Source organism: Pseudomonas sp. NPDC087626, from assembly GCF_044743405.1.
Lineage (GTDB): Bacteria > Pseudomonadota > Gammaproteobacteria > Pseudomonadales > Pseudomonadaceae > Aquipseudomonas.
This window is the reverse complement of record NZ_JBIUWJ010000016.1, coordinates 103142-117579: the sequence shown is the minus strand read 5'-3', so window position 1 is coordinate 117579 and position 14438 is coordinate 103142. Positions and strand designations below refer to the sequence as shown.

Below are 14438 nucleotides of genomic sequence, written 5' to 3'. Positions count from 1 at the left end.
GCACGGGTGGCTTCACCCACTAAAAAATAACTACAAAGACCCACAAGGAAATCACCGATGTCGGTACATCAAGCGGCCCCGACCGCCCCGGAAACTCCGCTGCAAAAGCAAAAACGCCTGCGCAAGGTGGCTGCCGCGACAATCTTCGGCTCGATGCTGGAGTGGTACGACTTCTACCTGTACGCCACCATGGCGGCGATCGTCTTCTCGAAAATCTTCTTTGATCCGAGCAACCCCGCAGTCGCCTCGCTGCTGGCCTTCTCGACTTTTGCCATTGGCTTTATCGCCCGTCCGTTCGGCGGCATTCTGTTTGGCTACCTGGGCGACCGTTTCGGCCGCAAGCAAGTACTGGTCATCACCTTCTGCATGATGGGCGTGTGCACCACCCTGATCGGGCTGATTCCCAGCTATGCCGCGATTGGCATCTGGGCGCCGATCATCCTGGTGCTGGTGCGGATCATCCAGGGCCTGGGCGCGGGTGCCGAACTGTCTGGCGCTGCGGTCACTTCCTACGAACACGCCAGCGAAGGCAAGCGCGGCAGCCAGGGTGCCTGGCCGGCCCTGGGCCTGAACCTGGGCTTGCTCCTGTCGTCGCTGACCGTCTACGTGCTGACCATGAATGGCAACGACTTCCTGCTGTCCGGCGGCTGGCGCATTCCGTTCATCTGCAGCATCGTCCTGGTGGGTGTAGGCCTGTGGGTGCGTCGCAGCATTCCGGAAACCCCGCAGTTCAAGGAACTCGACGCCACTGTTGCCAAGGAACAGGTTTCGCCGCTCAAGTTGCTGTTCAGAAATGACATGAAGGGCCTGGTGGTGGTGCTGTTCGTAGCGATTGGCTACAACGCCCTGAGCTACATCTTCAAGACCTTCTCCCTGGCTTACCTGACCCAGTTCAAAGGTGTCGAAGCCCACGTCACCTCGTTGTCGGTGACCATTGCCAGCCTGGTGGCGATCGTTGCCGTGCCGTGCTTCGGCTGGCTCTGCGACAAGTGGAGCAGCAAAAAAGTGCTGATGCTCGGCGGTGTGCTCTCGGCGCTGTTCGCCTATCCGTTCCTGACCCTGCTCAACACTGGCGAGCCGCTGATGATCTACCTGGCCATTGCTATCGGCACCGGGATCCTCGCGCCCATGATGTTCGCGCCCCAGGGCTCGTTCCTCAGCCGGCAGTTCCCGACCCAGACTCGTTCTTCGGGGTTTGGCACCGGCCGTGAAATCGGCACCGCGATCGCCGGTGGTCTGGCGCCTTTGGGTGGGCTGGCGTTGGTGGCTAACTCGGCGACCCACTCTACCGATGGCGTGGCGGTGATTTTGCTGATTTCCGGGGTACTGGTGGTGGTGTTTGCGCTGTTTGACCAGGGGCGTAAGCATTCGAGCTTCAAGAACTGATTACGGGTTGGGGTCGCGCGTATGGGGGCATATCCGTTTCTGCGGTGAGGCCTGATCAGGCCAGCTCCCATAGGCTTGGTGAGTGTATGCAACATCCTGAGCCCCCAACACCATTGTAGGAGCGAGCTTGCTCGCGATGGTCTCGAGAGCGCTGGGTTCATCCTGAATGCCTGCGTTATCGTTGACGACCATCGCCAGTTCAAGCCGCAAGCGGGCGCCCGCTCCTACAGTGGTTGCGGCTGCCCACTGGAAAAACCTGGCCGCCGTGCTTTTGATCTTGATGCACAGCCCGAACGTCAGTGGCAAGAACGCTAGGTTACTTGCGCCCACCTACTTATTTGCAGATTTTTCCCCGGTGCCGTTAGTCGCCAGGGGCCCGGATAGATTAAAGTAGCAGCCCCCGCCCGGGCGCTCTTGATGCTGTGTACCCCGGGCCTCTTCCAGGAACACTCGACGATGGAACACCGTGAAGCGCTGCTGGCGCTGCGAACCTTTCTTTCCACGCAGATTCTCGGCCAGGAAAAACTCATCGAGCGTTTGCTCATCGCCTTGCTCGCCGACGGCCATATGCTGGTCGAGGGCGCACCGGGCCTGGCCAAGACCAAGGCCATCAAAGAGCTAGCCGAAGGGATCGAAGCCCAGTTCCATCGTATCCAGTTCACCCCCGACCTGTTGCCCGCCGACATCACTGGCACCGAAATCTATCGCCCGGAAACCGGCAGCTTCGTGTTCCAGCAAGGGCCGATCTTCCACAACCTGGTGCTGGCCGACGAGATCAACCGGGCTCCGGCCAAGGTCCAGTCGGCGCTGTTGGAGGCTATGGCTGAGCGCCAGGTCAGTGTCGGGCGCAGCACTTACGAGCTGTCACCGCTGTTCCTGGTGATGGCCACGCAGAACCCGATCGAGCAGGAAGGCACCTATCCGCTGCCCGAAGCCCAGCTCGACCGCTTCCTGATGCACGTAAAAATCGGCTTCCCGGACGCCGCCGTCGAGCGACGGATCCTGCAACAGGCACGCGGTGAAGCGCTCAATGGCGAAACCAAACCCGAACGTCGAGTCAGCCAGCAAGCGATTTTTGCCGCGCGCAAGGAAATCCTCGGCTTGTACATGGCCGACGCCGTGGAGGAGTACCTGGTCCAACTGGTGATGGCCACCCGCACACCGGGCAAGTTCGACCCGGAAATGGCCGAATGGATTGCCTACGGCGCCAGCCCGCGGGGTTCGATTGCCCTCGACCGCTGCGCCCGGGCCCACGCCTGGCTGGCTGGCCGCGACTTCGTCAGCCCCGAGGACATCCAGGCGGTACTGTTCGACGTGTTGCGCCACCGCATCATTTTGTCCTTCGAAGCCGAAGCCGCCGGTATCGACCAGGACCGCGTGGTCCAGCGGATTCTCGACGTCGTAGCCGTCGCTTGACCCCGATGAGCACCCCCGCAGCGCCCGAGCCGGGCATCCGTGTCAGCCTCTCGGAGCTGATCGAGATGCGCCATCGCGTGCGCGAAGTCCAGCTGTTTTCCACACCGAGCCAGCGCAGCCCGCTGATCGGCCTGCACCACTCCAAGCTACGCGGGCGTGGCGTGGACTTCGACCAGGTGCGGGTCTACCAGGCTGGCGACGACGTGCGCACCATCGACTGGCGCGTCACCGCACGCACCCAGGAACCCCACACCAAGCTGTTTCACGAAGAACGCGAACGCCCGATCTTCATCATGGTCGAGCAAAGCCGCCGCTTGTTTTTCGGTTCTGGGCTGATGTTCAAGTCAGTCCTCGCCGCCCAGGCCGCGAGCCTGATCGGCTGGGCCGCGCTCGGCCACAACGACCGGGTGGGCGGACTGGTCTATGGCGACAACGAACACTACGAGATCAAACCACGACGCAGCAAACAGAGCCTGCTGCAGTTGCTCAACCGCCTGGTGCGAGTCAATCAGAGCCTGAGCACCGAAGGTGAACCGCCCAGCGACGACCTCGGCATGGCCCTGCGTCGCGCCCGGGAAGTGTTGCGCCCCGGCAGCCTGGTGATCGTGATCTGCGACGAGCGCGCCCTGACCGAGGGCGCCGAGCAGCAGCTGAGCCTGCTGTCACGCCACTGCGACCTGTTGCTGCTGCCGCTGTCCGACCCCTTGGACCACGCCCTCCCCGCCGCCGGCCTGTTGCGCTTTGCCGAGCGCGGCGCGCAACTGGAGCTCGACACCCTGAACGTCGAACTGCGCCAGAGCTATCGCGCCCAGGCCGAAGCGCGGATCGCCCGCTGGGAGTTGCTGGCGCAAAAACTGCGGGTGCTGCTGATGCCACTGAGCACCCAGAGCGAAATGGTCGAGCAACTGCGCGAATACCTCAACCCGCAACGCCCGGGGAAAAGCCAATGAGCAGCCTCGAGCAACTGCAACCGCTGATGACGCCCCCGCCGATCCCGTTCTGGCCGCCTGCCCCGGGCTGGTGGCTGTTGCTCCTGCTGCTGCCTGCGCTCGGCTTTGGCCTGTGGCAGTTGCGCCGGTTGCTGCCGGTCAAGCGCAACCTGGTGCGCGCCGACCAACCTCTGGACCCACTGCGGGTCGCGGCGCTGGCCGAGCTGGCGCAGATGCCCAAGCCCTACGACGGCGCACCGGCCGGGGCCTGGCTGCAACAACTCAACGGGTTGCTCAAGCGCCTGTGCCGCAACGACTATCCCTACAGCCAGAGCCACACCCTCAACGGCCGCAAATGGCTGGCGTTCCTCGATAACCGTTGCCCCGCTGCCGGCCTCACCCGCTGGATGATCCTGGTCGAAGGCGCCTACAAGCCGGAATGCAAACTCGATGACAAGGCCATCGCCGGCCTGACCCAGGCCATCGACACCTGGATCCGCAAACATGTTTGAGTTCGCCTGGCCGTGGATTTTCGCCTTGCTGCCGCTGCCGTGGCTGATGCGCGTGCTGCTGCCGGTGGCCGACAGTGGCGAGCCGGCGCTCAAGGTCAGCTTCCTCAGCGACCTTGAAGGCCTGGCGCGCCGTCGCGCCCGAGCCAACCTGCCGGCCTGGCGCCAGCAGGCACCGTTCATACTCCTGTGGTTGCTGCTGCTGGTAGCCGCTGCCCGCCCGCAATGGCTGGGTGAGCCGTTGCCAATCGCCGCCAGTGGCCGCGATTTGCTGGTGGCCATCGATGTGTCCGGCTCGATGGACTTTCCCGACATGCAGTGGCAAGGCGAAGACGTCAGCCGCCTGGAATTGGTCCAACACCTGCTGGGCGACTTTCTCGAGCAGCGCGATGGTGACCGGGTCGGCCTGATCCTGTTCGGCAGCCAGGCCTACCTGCAGGCCCCGCTGACGTTCGACCGCCGCACCGTGCGGGTCTGGCTCGACGAGGCGCGGATCGGCATCGCCGGCAAGAACACCGCCATTGGCGACGCCATCGGCCTGGCCCTCAAGCGCCTGCGCCAGCGTCCGGCGCAAAGCCGAGTGCTGATCCTGGTCACCGATGGCGCCAACAATGGCGGCGAAATCGATCCCCTGACAGCCGCACGCCTGGCAGCCGAAGAAGGCGTGAAAATCTACCCTATCGGCATCGGCGCCGACCCGGAACAAACCGGGACCCTGGGCCTGCTCGGCCTCAACCCGAGCCTGGACCTTGACGAGCCGGCGCTCAAGGCAATTGCCGAGGCCACCGGCGGGCGCTACTTCCGCGCCCGCGACGGTGCCGAGCTGGAGGCGATCAAGCAGACCCTCGACGAACTGGAACCGGTGATCCAGCAACCCACCCAGGCCCGCCCCGCCCAGGCGTTGTACAGCTGGCCATTGGCGGCAGCGTTGCTGATGAGCATGCTGCTGGCGATTCGCGAACGCTGGCCGCACAACCCACTGCAACGCCTGTTGAATTCATCGCACTTTCTGCAACAGCACCCGGACTGGCGCCAACGGCTCAAACGCCTGCGTCTGCGGAGGCGTCGATGATCGCCCTCTGGCCCCATTGGTTCCGCCCCTGGTGGTTACTGCTGCTGCCGCTGCTGGGCTGGTTGCTGTGGCAACTCTGGCACCGGCAAAAACGTGCCGGGCGCTGGCAGATGATCCTGCCGCCGGCCTTTCACGCCGCACTGCTCAAGGGTGGCAGTGGCCGTGAGAGCAAGACCCCGTGGATCGTCCTCGGCCTGGCGTGGCTGCTGGCCGTGCTGGCGCTGCTCGGTCCGAGCTGGGACCGGGTCGAACAGTCCGCGCAAAAACCTGCCGACCCGCTGGTGGTATTGCTCGAACTGACCCCGCAAATGCTCGCCACCGACGTCACGCCGACGCGCCTCGAGCAAGCGCGGCGCAAACTACTCGACCTGCTGCAGAGCCGCAGCGATGCGCAAACCGCAATCGTCGTGTATTCCGGCAGCGCCCACACCCTGGTGCCGCTGTCGGATGACCTGGCCACCAGCCGCAACCTGCTCGAAGCCCTCAAGCCCTCGATCATGCCGCAAGTCGGCCAGCGCGCCGACCTCGCCGTGGCCAAGGCACTGACCTTGCTGGAGCGTGGCGCCCTGGGCCAGGGACGAATCCTGTTGATCGGCTCGTCTCTAAGCGAACAGGAGCGCCAGGGTATTCGCCAGGCCCTGCGCGGGCAGGCCCCGCAGTGGTTGATGCTGGGCATCGGCACGCCCCAGGGTGCACCTGTCACCGCCGAGGATGGCAGCTTCCTCAAGGACGCCCAGGGCGCGATCCTGGTGCCACGCCTGGACAGCCCGAGTTTAAAAGCCTTTGCCAATGAGCTGGGCGGCCGCTATCGCCAGGCGCGGGTGGATGACAGTGACCTGCGCGGCCTGGGCCTGTTTGACGCACCCCACAGCCTGCGTGAAGACGGCCAGACCTTGCGCCTCGACACTTGGGCCGACCAGGGCTATTGGCTGTTACTACCGCTGTTGCTGCTCGCCGCCTGCGCCGGGCGCAGGGGCTGGCTGTTGTGCCTGCCGCTGTTGTTCATGCTGCCGCAACCGAGCCAGGCCTTCGAGTTCAACGACCTGTGGTTGCGCCCTGATCAACAGGGCCTGCACCTGCTCCGCCAGAAGCAGCCGCTGGCCGCCGCCGAGCATTTCCAGGACCCGCAATGGCAAGGGGTGGCGCTGTACGAGGCCGGCCAGTATGCCGCGGCCGCCGAACGTTTCGCCCAGGGCAGCGACGCCCGGGCCCACTACAATCGCGGCAACGCCCTGGCCAAGAGCGGTGAACTGGAAGCGGCGCTGGATGCCTACGAGCAAGCCCTGGAGCAACAACCGGAATTGCGCCCGGCACAAACCAACAAAGCCCTGGTCGAGGCGCTGATCAAGCAGAACGCCACGCCGCCTGCCACCGAGCCAGAACCAACCAGTGAGGAAACCCCGCCAGCCGGTGCACAAACACCGCCGCCGGGGACTGCGACACCGCCTTCCAGCAGCGCAGAACAGCCCGCCGAGACCCCGAGCGAGCCAGCCGAACCCGTGGTGGAGAATCCAGCCGAGCCGCAACCCGACCCCGACCACCCGCCCCAGCCGGGTGATAATGAAGTGCCGGGCAGTGAGCTGGGCGACGAGCGAACCACCACCCCACCGCTGAGCAGCGCCGATAACGACTTCAATGGCGAACACCGCGAAGCGCTGGAACAATGGCTGCGTAAAATCCCCGATGAACCGGGAGAACTGCTCAGACGCAAGTTCTGGTACGAACAGCAACAACATCAAGATCAGGGAAAAACTCGATGAACCGCTGCACCGCACTCTTGCTCGGCCTGCTGTTCTGCACCCTGCAAACCCAGGCGGCGGGCCTGGTCGCCAGCGTCGACCGCAACCAACTGAGTTCCGGGGAAACGGTAGAGCTGACCCTGGAATCCAACGATGTCACGCTTTTCGGCAAACCCGACCTGAGTGCCCTGGAGGCGCAGTTCGAAGTACGCGGCACCCGTCAGGTCAACCAATTGACCAGCCTCAACGGCGAAAATCACGCCACCACCCGCTGGATCATCACCCTGCTGCCCAAGCTCACCGGCAGCGTGGTAATTGCGCCGTTGCAACTGGGGGAATTCACCAGCGAACCGATTGAGCTGACCGTGGTGCAAAGCCAGACCCAGGACACCCCGAGCAAACTGGCACCGGTGTTCGTCGAGGCCAGCCTGGATCAGGACAGCGTCTACGTGCAGGCCCAGGCCATCCTGACCCTGCGCATCTACCACTCGGTGTCGCTGTACGACGACAGCAATATCACACCGCTGCAGATTCCCGATGCGCGCGTCGAACCGCTGGGCGAGTCGCGCACCTACGAAAAAGTCATCAATGACCTGCGCCATGGGGTGATTGAACAGCGCTATGCCATTTACCCGCAGCACAGCGGTGTCCTGAGCATCCCGCCGCAGATATTCAGCGCCACCCTGGTGGACGCCCAGCCGAGCCAAGACTCCGCGGCCCAGGGGCCGAAATCCGGCAAGTTGCTGCGCGTCAGCTCCGCCGAGACCACCCTGACCGTCAAGGTCAAGCCCGCCGAATATCCGCCGGATACCCCATGGCTACCGGCCCGAAGCCTGAGCCTGGGGGAACACTGGAACCCGGAACCGGACCGCAGCCAGGTCGGCGACTCGCTGACCCGCAGCCTGACGCTCAAGGCCGAAGGCTTGGCCAGTTCGCAACTGCCGCCCTTGCCGGCGACTGACGTCAGCGGCCTGCGCCGCTACCCCGACCAACCGCAACTGAGCAATCAGCAGAGCGACCGTGGCCTGATCGGTAGCCGCGAGGACCGCGAAGCCCTGGTCCCCACCCGCAGTGGCAACATCGAGTTGCCGGGCGTCGAGGTGGTGTGGTGGAACACCGACGAAGACCGCCTGGAACGCAGCAGCCTGCCGGCGCGAACCCTGCACATCCAGAACAACCCGAACTTGATGATCGACACCCCGGCCGGCAACGCGCCGGCCCAGCCCACCGCCGACAGCGAAGCGCTGTGGTACTGGAAGCTCGCCACGCTGATCCTATCCTGCACCACCCTGCTCGGCTTCGGCCTGTGGTGGCGCGCGCGCTGGCAACCGGCGATCCTGCGCGCCGCCCAGACCGGGCCGAGCCCACGCACCCTGCTCGATGACCTCAAGCGCGCCAGCCAGGCCAACGACCCCCAGGCCACCCGCCAGGCGCTGGACGCCTGGGCGCGCCAGCAACCGGAAACCCTGGCTGACATGGCGGCGCGCTTCGTACCGCTGTCCGACGCCCTCGACGGCCTCAACGGCGCGCTCTACAGCGAAACCGGACAACACTGGCAAGGCGAAGACCTGTGGCGCGCGATCCGCGCCATCCCCACCGCCGAACGGGTCCAGGACCCGGTGGGCGACAGTGGCTTGCCGCCGCTTTATCCTAAGTAATTTCGATACCCTGCAGGGGCAAGGCTTGAAGGTGATCACGTCCCAAAGAACGTTATCGCCAGCAAGCGTTGCTCCTACACAGTCCACCTCTTTCAGAATGAGCGGAGTTTGCCTTGCGTCTGTTTCACACCTCCGACTGGCACCTTGGGCAAAACCTGCATGGCCAGGAACGCGACTACGAACACGGTTGTTTCCTCGACTGGCTGCTGCGTCAACTGGGGCAGGAAAAGCCCGACGTGCTGCTGATCGCTGGCGATATCTTCGACACGGTCAACCCACCGGTCAAAGCCCAGGAACGCCTGTACGACTTCATCGTCAGTGCCCACGAACAACAGCCCGCGCTGAGCATCGTGATGATCGCCGGCAACCACGATTCCGGCTCCCGGATCGAACTGCCCGCGCCGCTGATGCGCCGCCTGCGCACCCACGCCCTGGGCCGAGTGCTGTGGCTCGATGACGGGCAACTGGATGCCGAACGTTTGCTGATCCCGCTGCCCGACGCCTCGGGCGAGATCGCCGGCTGGTGCCTGGCACTGCCATTTCTGCGCCCTGCCGAAGTCACCGGCGCCCACCTGGGCGACAACTACCTGCGCGGCATCGGCCAGGTGCATGAGTGGCTGATCGCAGCCGCCAACGCCAAGCGCCAGCCGGGCCAGGCGCTGATCGCCATCAGTCATGCGCACATGGCCGGCGGCTCGGTGTCCGAGGACTCCGAGCGCAGCCTGATCATCGGCAACGCCGAAGCCCTGCCCGCCAGCCTGTTTGGCCCGAGCATCAGCTACGTCGCCCTCGGCCACCTGCACAAGCCGCAGAAGGTCAACGGCGAGGAGCGCATTCGCTACTGCGGTTCACCCATCCCCTTGTCGTTTTCCGAAATTGGCTACCAGCACCAGATCCTCGACGTGCGTCTTGACGGCTCGACCCTGGTCAGCGTCGAGCCGCGCCTGATTCCGCGGGCAGTCAACCTGCAACGCATGGGCCCGGCACCGTTGGCCGAGATCCTCGGCCAACTGGCAGCACTGCCCGACATCGACCTGCTGGCCGATGTCCAGCGCCAGCCCTGGCTGGAGGTACGGGTGCGCCTTGACGAGCCGCAACCGGACCTGCGTCAACAGGTGGAAAACGCCTTGCAAGGCAAAGCCGTGCGCCTGGTGCGGATCGCCGCCGAATACGCCGGCAGCGGCGCGGGGGGCGGCAGCGATGAGGGCGACACCTTGATCGAACTGGACCAACTGACACCCCAGGAGCTGTTCAGTCGCGCCTGGCTGGATAATTACGGCAGCGCCGTCGACGAACAGACCCTCAGCGATTTTGCGCAACTGCTGCAAGACGTTCAGCAGGAGAGCGAACAGCCATGAAGATCCTCGCCATCCGCCTGAAGAACCTGGCCTCGCTGGCCGGGCCGTTCGAGATCGACTTCAGCGCCGAACCGCTGGCCAGTGCCGGCCTGTTTGCGATCACCGGCCCCACCGGCGCCGGCAAAAGTACCCTGCTCGACGCCTTGTGCCTGGCCCTGTTTGGCGCCGTACCGCGACTCAACAACACCGGGCGTGACGCCAAGGTCCCGGACGCCGACGGCGAAATCGCCACCGGCGATCCACGCACCCTGCTGCGCCGCGGCACTGGCGACGGCTACGCCGAGGTCGACTTCCTCGGCATTGATGGCCGGCGCTACCGCGCGCGCTGGGAAGCCAACCGCGCCCGGGAAAAAGCCAACGGCAAACTGCAGGCCAGCCGCCAGAGCCTGCGCGACCTGGACACCGATCAACTACTGGCCAGCCAGAAAGGTGAATACAAGACCCAGCTCGAAGCGGTACTGGGCCTGAACTTCGAACAGTTCACCCGGGCGGTGATGCTCGCCCAGAGCGAATTCAGCGCCTTCCTCAAGGCCGACGACAACGACCGTAGCGAACTGCTGGAAAAACTCACCGACACCGCGCTCTACACCCGTCTGGGCAAACGCGCCTTCGACAAGAGCAAGGAAACCCGCGAGCTGCACAAACAGCTGCAGGACCAGGCCAGCGGCGTCACCCCCCTGGAGCCCGAGGCCCGCACCGAACTCGACCAGCGTTTCAGCCAGGCCCAGCAGCAGTTGAAGACCCAACAGGCGCAGCTCAAGCAGTTGGAACTGCAGCACACCTGGCTCAAGGAACTGCAACAGATCCAGGACCAGCAACTGGCGGGCGCCGAGCAACTGCAACAAGCCCAGCACGCCTGGGATGCCCTGGCGGACGCACGGCTGAACCTCAAGCGCCTGGAGCACCTGGCCCCGCAACGCCACCAGTTTGCCCGCCAGGCCGAGCTAGATGCGCAGTTGAGCCCCTTGGCCGCATCGATCCAGCACCACAGCGCCCAACAGGCCGAACAACTGGCCCGTCAGGCACAGCTGGAACTGAGCCTGGAGTCGGCCAAGGCGGCACTGATTCAGGCGCAACAGCAGCACACCAACAATGTTCCGCTGCTGCGTCAGGCATTCGAAGAACAAGGCAACCTGGCGCGACTGACCCAGGCCATCAGCGCCTCGGCGGAGCTCAAGCAGAGCGCCGAACAGGCAAGCCTGCAAGGCCAGCAAGCCATCACCCAGATGCTCGAACAACAACAGCGCGTGGCCGAGCGCCTGGTCAGCATCGCCAGCCAGTTGGAGCAAAGCCTGCAGTGGGCGCCGGTCAGCGATGCCTGGAACCTGCACCGCGAGCGCTTGCAGCAACTGATGCTGGTGGGCAATCGCCTGAAACAAGGCGAGGCGGAACTGCAGGGGCTGCAACATCAGGCGAGCACCAGCGCCAGCCGCCTGGAGGAGCAGCGTCAGCTGCTACAGGTGCTGTACAGCGAAGCCGACGTCGAACCTCAGGCAGTCGCCGAGCAGATCCAGATTCTCGGCAGCCTGCTGCAAGACAACCGCAAGCAACTGCGGGCGGTGGAAGAGCTGACGCGGCTGTGGGCCAACCAACAGGAGCTGGACAATCGCGGGCAAGCCCTGCAACAGCGCCTGCACAGTGCCCAGGGCGAACGCGAACGCCTGACCCGCGAAGGCGTTCAAGCCAAGGCCGAGCTGACCGTGGCCGAGCAGACACTGACCGTCACCCAAGCGCTGCTGGAGCGCCAACGCCTGGCCCGCAGCGCCAGTGTCGAGGAGTTACGCGGGCAGTTGCAGGACGATCAGCCATGCCCGGTCTGCGGCAGTGTCGAGCACCCGTATCACCAGCCCGAGGCCTTGTTGCAAAGCCTGGGCCGACACGATGAAAACGAACAGGCCAGCGCCCAGAAAGCCGTCGACCTGCTCAAGGAAACCCTCGCCGAACTGCGCGCCGAAGTCGGCGGCGTGATCGCCCAGCAAAAAGAGCTGCTGCAACAGCAGGAAAACCTGCTCACCCAGCAGCAGAGCCTGGCCCCGAGCCTGGAAGCCCATCCGCTGGCAGCCCAGTTGCTGGCGCAGGATCCTGGCCGCCGCGAAGCCTGGCTGGCCCAGCAAAACACTCAGTTGAACCAGAACCTCAGCCAGGACGAACAGCGCCAGGGCGCCCTGCTCACCCTGCAACAGGACGCCGCGCGCCTGGCGCAGCAACTGCAGGCCGCCGAGCAGGCCAGCCAGCAGGCGGCGCAACAGCTGACCTTGCAACAGCGCGAACTGGGCAACGACCGCCTACGCCTGGACGAAGAGCTTGCCGCTTTCGCCAACCTGCTCCCGAGCGCCATCCTTGAAGGCCTGCGCCATGAACCTGCAGCGACCTTCCTCCAGCTCGACCAACAGGTGGCCCAGCGCCTGGAGCAACTGGCGCGCCAGCGTGAAGAACTGGACGAGCAGCAGCAACGCCAGCCAAGCCTGGAAATGGAACAAGACCGCCAACTGACCCGGCTGCAACAGACCGAGGCCGCGCAACAGCAGCACGCCCTGCTCAGCGCACAGCTGCACGGCGCCCAACAGCAACTCAGTGCGCTGCTGGGTGAACAGCCGAGTGCCGAAGCCTGGCAAACACAACTGGAGCAGGCGCTCGAACTGTCGCGCGAGGCACAAGCCACGGCCAGCCAGCAACTGCAGGAAGTGCATAGCCAGCTCATTCAGCTGGCAGCCGAACTCAAGGCCCAGCAACAGCGCCAGCAGGCGCTGGACAGCGAACGCCAAGCACTGCAGAGCAACGTCGCCGAATGGCGTGCCCTGCACCCCGAACTCGACGACGCAGGCCTTGCGCAGTTGCTGGGTTACAGCGACGAACAGGTCAGCCAGTTGCGCCAACAGTTGCAACGCAGCGAAACCGCGATCGAGCAAGCCAAGGTCTTGCTGCAGGAACGCGAGCAGCGCCTGCACGAACATCAGGCCCAGCACAACGCTTACCTGGACGGCGAACAACTGGCCGCGGCCCTGGGCGATCTGCAAGCACAGGCCGCCATCAGCGAACAACAATGCGCCGAGTTGCGCGCACAACAGGCCGAGGATCAACGACGCCAGGATGCCAACCAGGCGCTGGCGCAACGCATCAGCCAGGCGTATCTGGAGTGGCAGCGCTGGGCCCGGCTCAATGCCTTGATCGGCTCGGCCACCGGCGACACTTTCCGCAAGATCGCCCAGGCCTACAACCTCGACCTGCTGGTGCATCACGCCAACGTGCAATTGCGCCAACTGGTGCGGCGCTACCGGCTCAAGCGCGGCGGCAGCATGCTCGGCCTGCTGGTGATGGACACCGAGATGGGCGACGAACTGCGTTCGGTGCATTCATTGTCCGGCGGGGAAACCTTCCTGGTCTCGCTGGCGCTAGCCCTGGGCCTGGCCTCGATGGCTTCGAGCACCTTGAAAATCGAGTCGCTGTTCATCGACGAAGGTTTTGGCAGTCTCGATCCGGAGTCGCTGCAACTGGCGATGGACGCCCTCGACGGCCTGCAGGCCCAGGGACGCAAGGTGGGGGTGATTTCCCACGTGCAGGAAATGCACGAGCGGATTCCGGTGCAGATTCAGGTGCGTCGCCAAGGCAACGGACTGAGCACCCTGGAGGTGAAATGAACCGGCTGTATTCCTTCCGCCGCTGCCCCTACGCCATGCGGGCACGCATGGCGCTGCGCTATAGCGCGGTGCCATTGGCCATCGTCGAAGTCAGCCTCAAGGCCAAGCCGCCGGAGATGCTCGCGCTTTCAAGCAAGGGCACGGTGCCGGTACTGAGTACCGATGGCCGAGTGATCGACGAAAGCCTGCAGATCATGGCCTGGGCGCTGGAGCAGAACGATCCCGAGGACTGGTTGCTCAAGGACAACCCTGTCGCTCAATCACTGACGGCGGCGCTGATCGAAGAAAACGACCAGGTGTTCAAGGTCAGCCTCAATCGCTACAAGTACGCCGAGCGCTACCCGGAGCATTCCAGGGAGCACTACCGCGCCGAGGGCGAAGTGTTCCTGCGCAAGCTCGATGGCTTGCTGCAACAGCAGCGCTATCTAGTGGCCGATCACCCAAGCCTGGCCGACATTGCCCTGATGCCCTTTATCCGCCAGTTCGCCCACGTCGACCGCGACGGCTTCGCGCAGCTACCGTATACGCAGTTGCAGGTGTGGCTTACGGGGATGATCGAGTCGCCGTTGTTCACGGCGATCATGGCCAAGCAACCCGAGCATCACTGATACCACTGAATCAGGCACCATTGATGTTGGCTATGCCGGCCTCATCGCGGGCAAGCCCGCTCCCACAGTGATTTTGCAAACCCGTGGGAGCGACCCGCTCGCGATGGCGGCGGAACAGGCACCAT

Annotated in this window: 10 protein-coding genes; all 10 read left to right on the top strand. The window is 64.6% G+C overall.

What is annotated here, in order from left to right; translation table 11 throughout:
- Positions 1-57: 57 nt before the first annotated feature.
- The 10 genes from ACIOVD_RS15740 (at position 58) to ACIOVD_RS15695 (ending at position 14313) form a co-directional block, all read left to right on the top strand.
- Complete coding sequence (locus tag ACIOVD_RS15740; protein WP_095168800.1) at positions 58-1386, top strand: MFS transporter; 1329 nt, start codon at positions 58-60, stop codon at positions 1384-1386.
- Positions 1387-1842: 456 nt separating this feature from the next.
- Positions 1843-2802, top strand: coding sequence for a MoxR family ATPase (locus ACIOVD_RS15735; RefSeq protein ID WP_020800601.1), 960 nt, complete (start codon positions 1843-1845; stop codon positions 2800-2802).
- A gap of 5 nt (positions 2803-2807) precedes the next feature.
- Entirely contained in the window at positions 2808-3752 is a 945-nt protein-coding gene (locus ACIOVD_RS15730; protein WP_095168801.1) for a DUF58 domain-containing protein, read from the top strand.
- Positions 3749-4243, top strand: coding sequence for a DUF4381 domain-containing protein (locus ACIOVD_RS15725; protein ID WP_095168802.1), 495 nt, complete (start codon positions 3749-3751; stop codon positions 4241-4243). Before ACIOVD_RS15730 ends, ACIOVD_RS15725 begins: the two co-directional genes overlap by 4 nt.
- Entirely contained in the window at positions 4236-5312 is a 1077-nt protein-coding gene (locus tag ACIOVD_RS15720) for a vWA domain-containing protein (RefSeq protein WP_401128905.1), read from the top strand. The genes ACIOVD_RS15725 and ACIOVD_RS15720 overlap by 8 nt, the downstream gene beginning before the upstream one ends.
- Entirely contained in the window at positions 5309-7072 is a 1764-nt protein-coding gene (locus tag ACIOVD_RS15715) for a VWA domain-containing protein (protein WP_401128903.1), read from the top strand. Before ACIOVD_RS15720 ends, ACIOVD_RS15715 begins: the two co-directional genes overlap by 4 nt.
- A complete protein-coding gene (locus ACIOVD_RS15710; RefSeq protein WP_401128900.1) occupies positions 7069-8709 on the top strand; it encodes a BatD family protein in 1641 nt (546 codons plus the stop codon). Before ACIOVD_RS15715 ends, ACIOVD_RS15710 begins: the two co-directional genes overlap by 4 nt.
- A 113-nt stretch (positions 8710-8822) precedes the next feature.
- Positions 8823-10067 carry an exonuclease SbcCD subunit D C-terminal domain-containing protein gene (locus tag ACIOVD_RS15705; RefSeq protein WP_401128898.1) on the top strand — a complete coding sequence of 415 codons (1245 nt, stop codon included), beginning with the start codon at positions 8823-8825 and terminating at the stop codon, positions 10065-10067.
- A complete protein-coding gene (locus tag ACIOVD_RS15700; RefSeq protein WP_401128895.1) occupies positions 10064-13705 on the top strand; it encodes an AAA family ATPase in 3642 nt (1213 codons plus the stop codon). Before ACIOVD_RS15705 ends, ACIOVD_RS15700 begins: the two co-directional genes overlap by 4 nt.
- The gene (locus tag ACIOVD_RS15695; protein ID WP_401128892.1) at positions 13702-14313 is read left to right on the top strand and encodes a glutathione S-transferase; all 612 of its coding nucleotides are present in this window, start codon (positions 13702-13704) and stop codon (positions 14311-14313) included. Before ACIOVD_RS15700 ends, ACIOVD_RS15695 begins: the two co-directional genes overlap by 4 nt.
- Positions 14314-14438 lie beyond the last annotated feature (125 nt).

What these genes read in the sequence shown, in the direction of transcription:
- ACIOVD_RS15740 (WP_095168800.1), top strand. Translation starts at nt 58, where the DNA reads ATGTCGGTACATCAAGCGGCCCCGACCGCCCCGGAAACTCCGCTGCAA.
- ACIOVD_RS15735 (WP_020800601.1), top strand. Translation starts at nt 1,843, where the DNA reads ATGGAACACCGTGAAGCGCTGCTGGCGCTGCGAACCTTTCTTTCCACG.
- ACIOVD_RS15730 (WP_095168801.1), top strand. Translation starts at nt 2,808, where the DNA reads ATGAGCACCCCCGCAGCGCCCGAGCCGGGCATCCGTGTCAGCCTCTCG.
- ACIOVD_RS15725 (WP_095168802.1), top strand. Translation starts at nt 3,749, where the DNA reads ATGAGCAGCCTCGAGCAACTGCAACCGCTGATGACGCCCCCGCCGATC.
- ACIOVD_RS15720 (WP_401128905.1), top strand. Translation starts at nt 4,236, where the DNA reads ATGTTTGAGTTCGCCTGGCCGTGGATTTTCGCCTTGCTGCCGCTGCCG.
- ACIOVD_RS15715 (WP_401128903.1), top strand. Translation starts at nt 5,309, where the DNA reads ATGATCGCCCTCTGGCCCCATTGGTTCCGCCCCTGGTGGTTACTGCTG.
- ACIOVD_RS15710 (WP_401128900.1), top strand. Translation starts at nt 7,069, where the DNA reads ATGAACCGCTGCACCGCACTCTTGCTCGGCCTGCTGTTCTGCACCCTG.
- ACIOVD_RS15700 (WP_401128895.1), top strand. Translation starts at nt 10,064, where the DNA reads ATGAAGATCCTCGCCATCCGCCTGAAGAACCTGGCCTCGCTGGCCGGG.
- ACIOVD_RS15695 (WP_401128892.1), top strand. Translation starts at nt 13,702, where the DNA reads ATGAACCGGCTGTATTCCTTCCGCCGCTGCCCCTACGCCATGCGGGCA.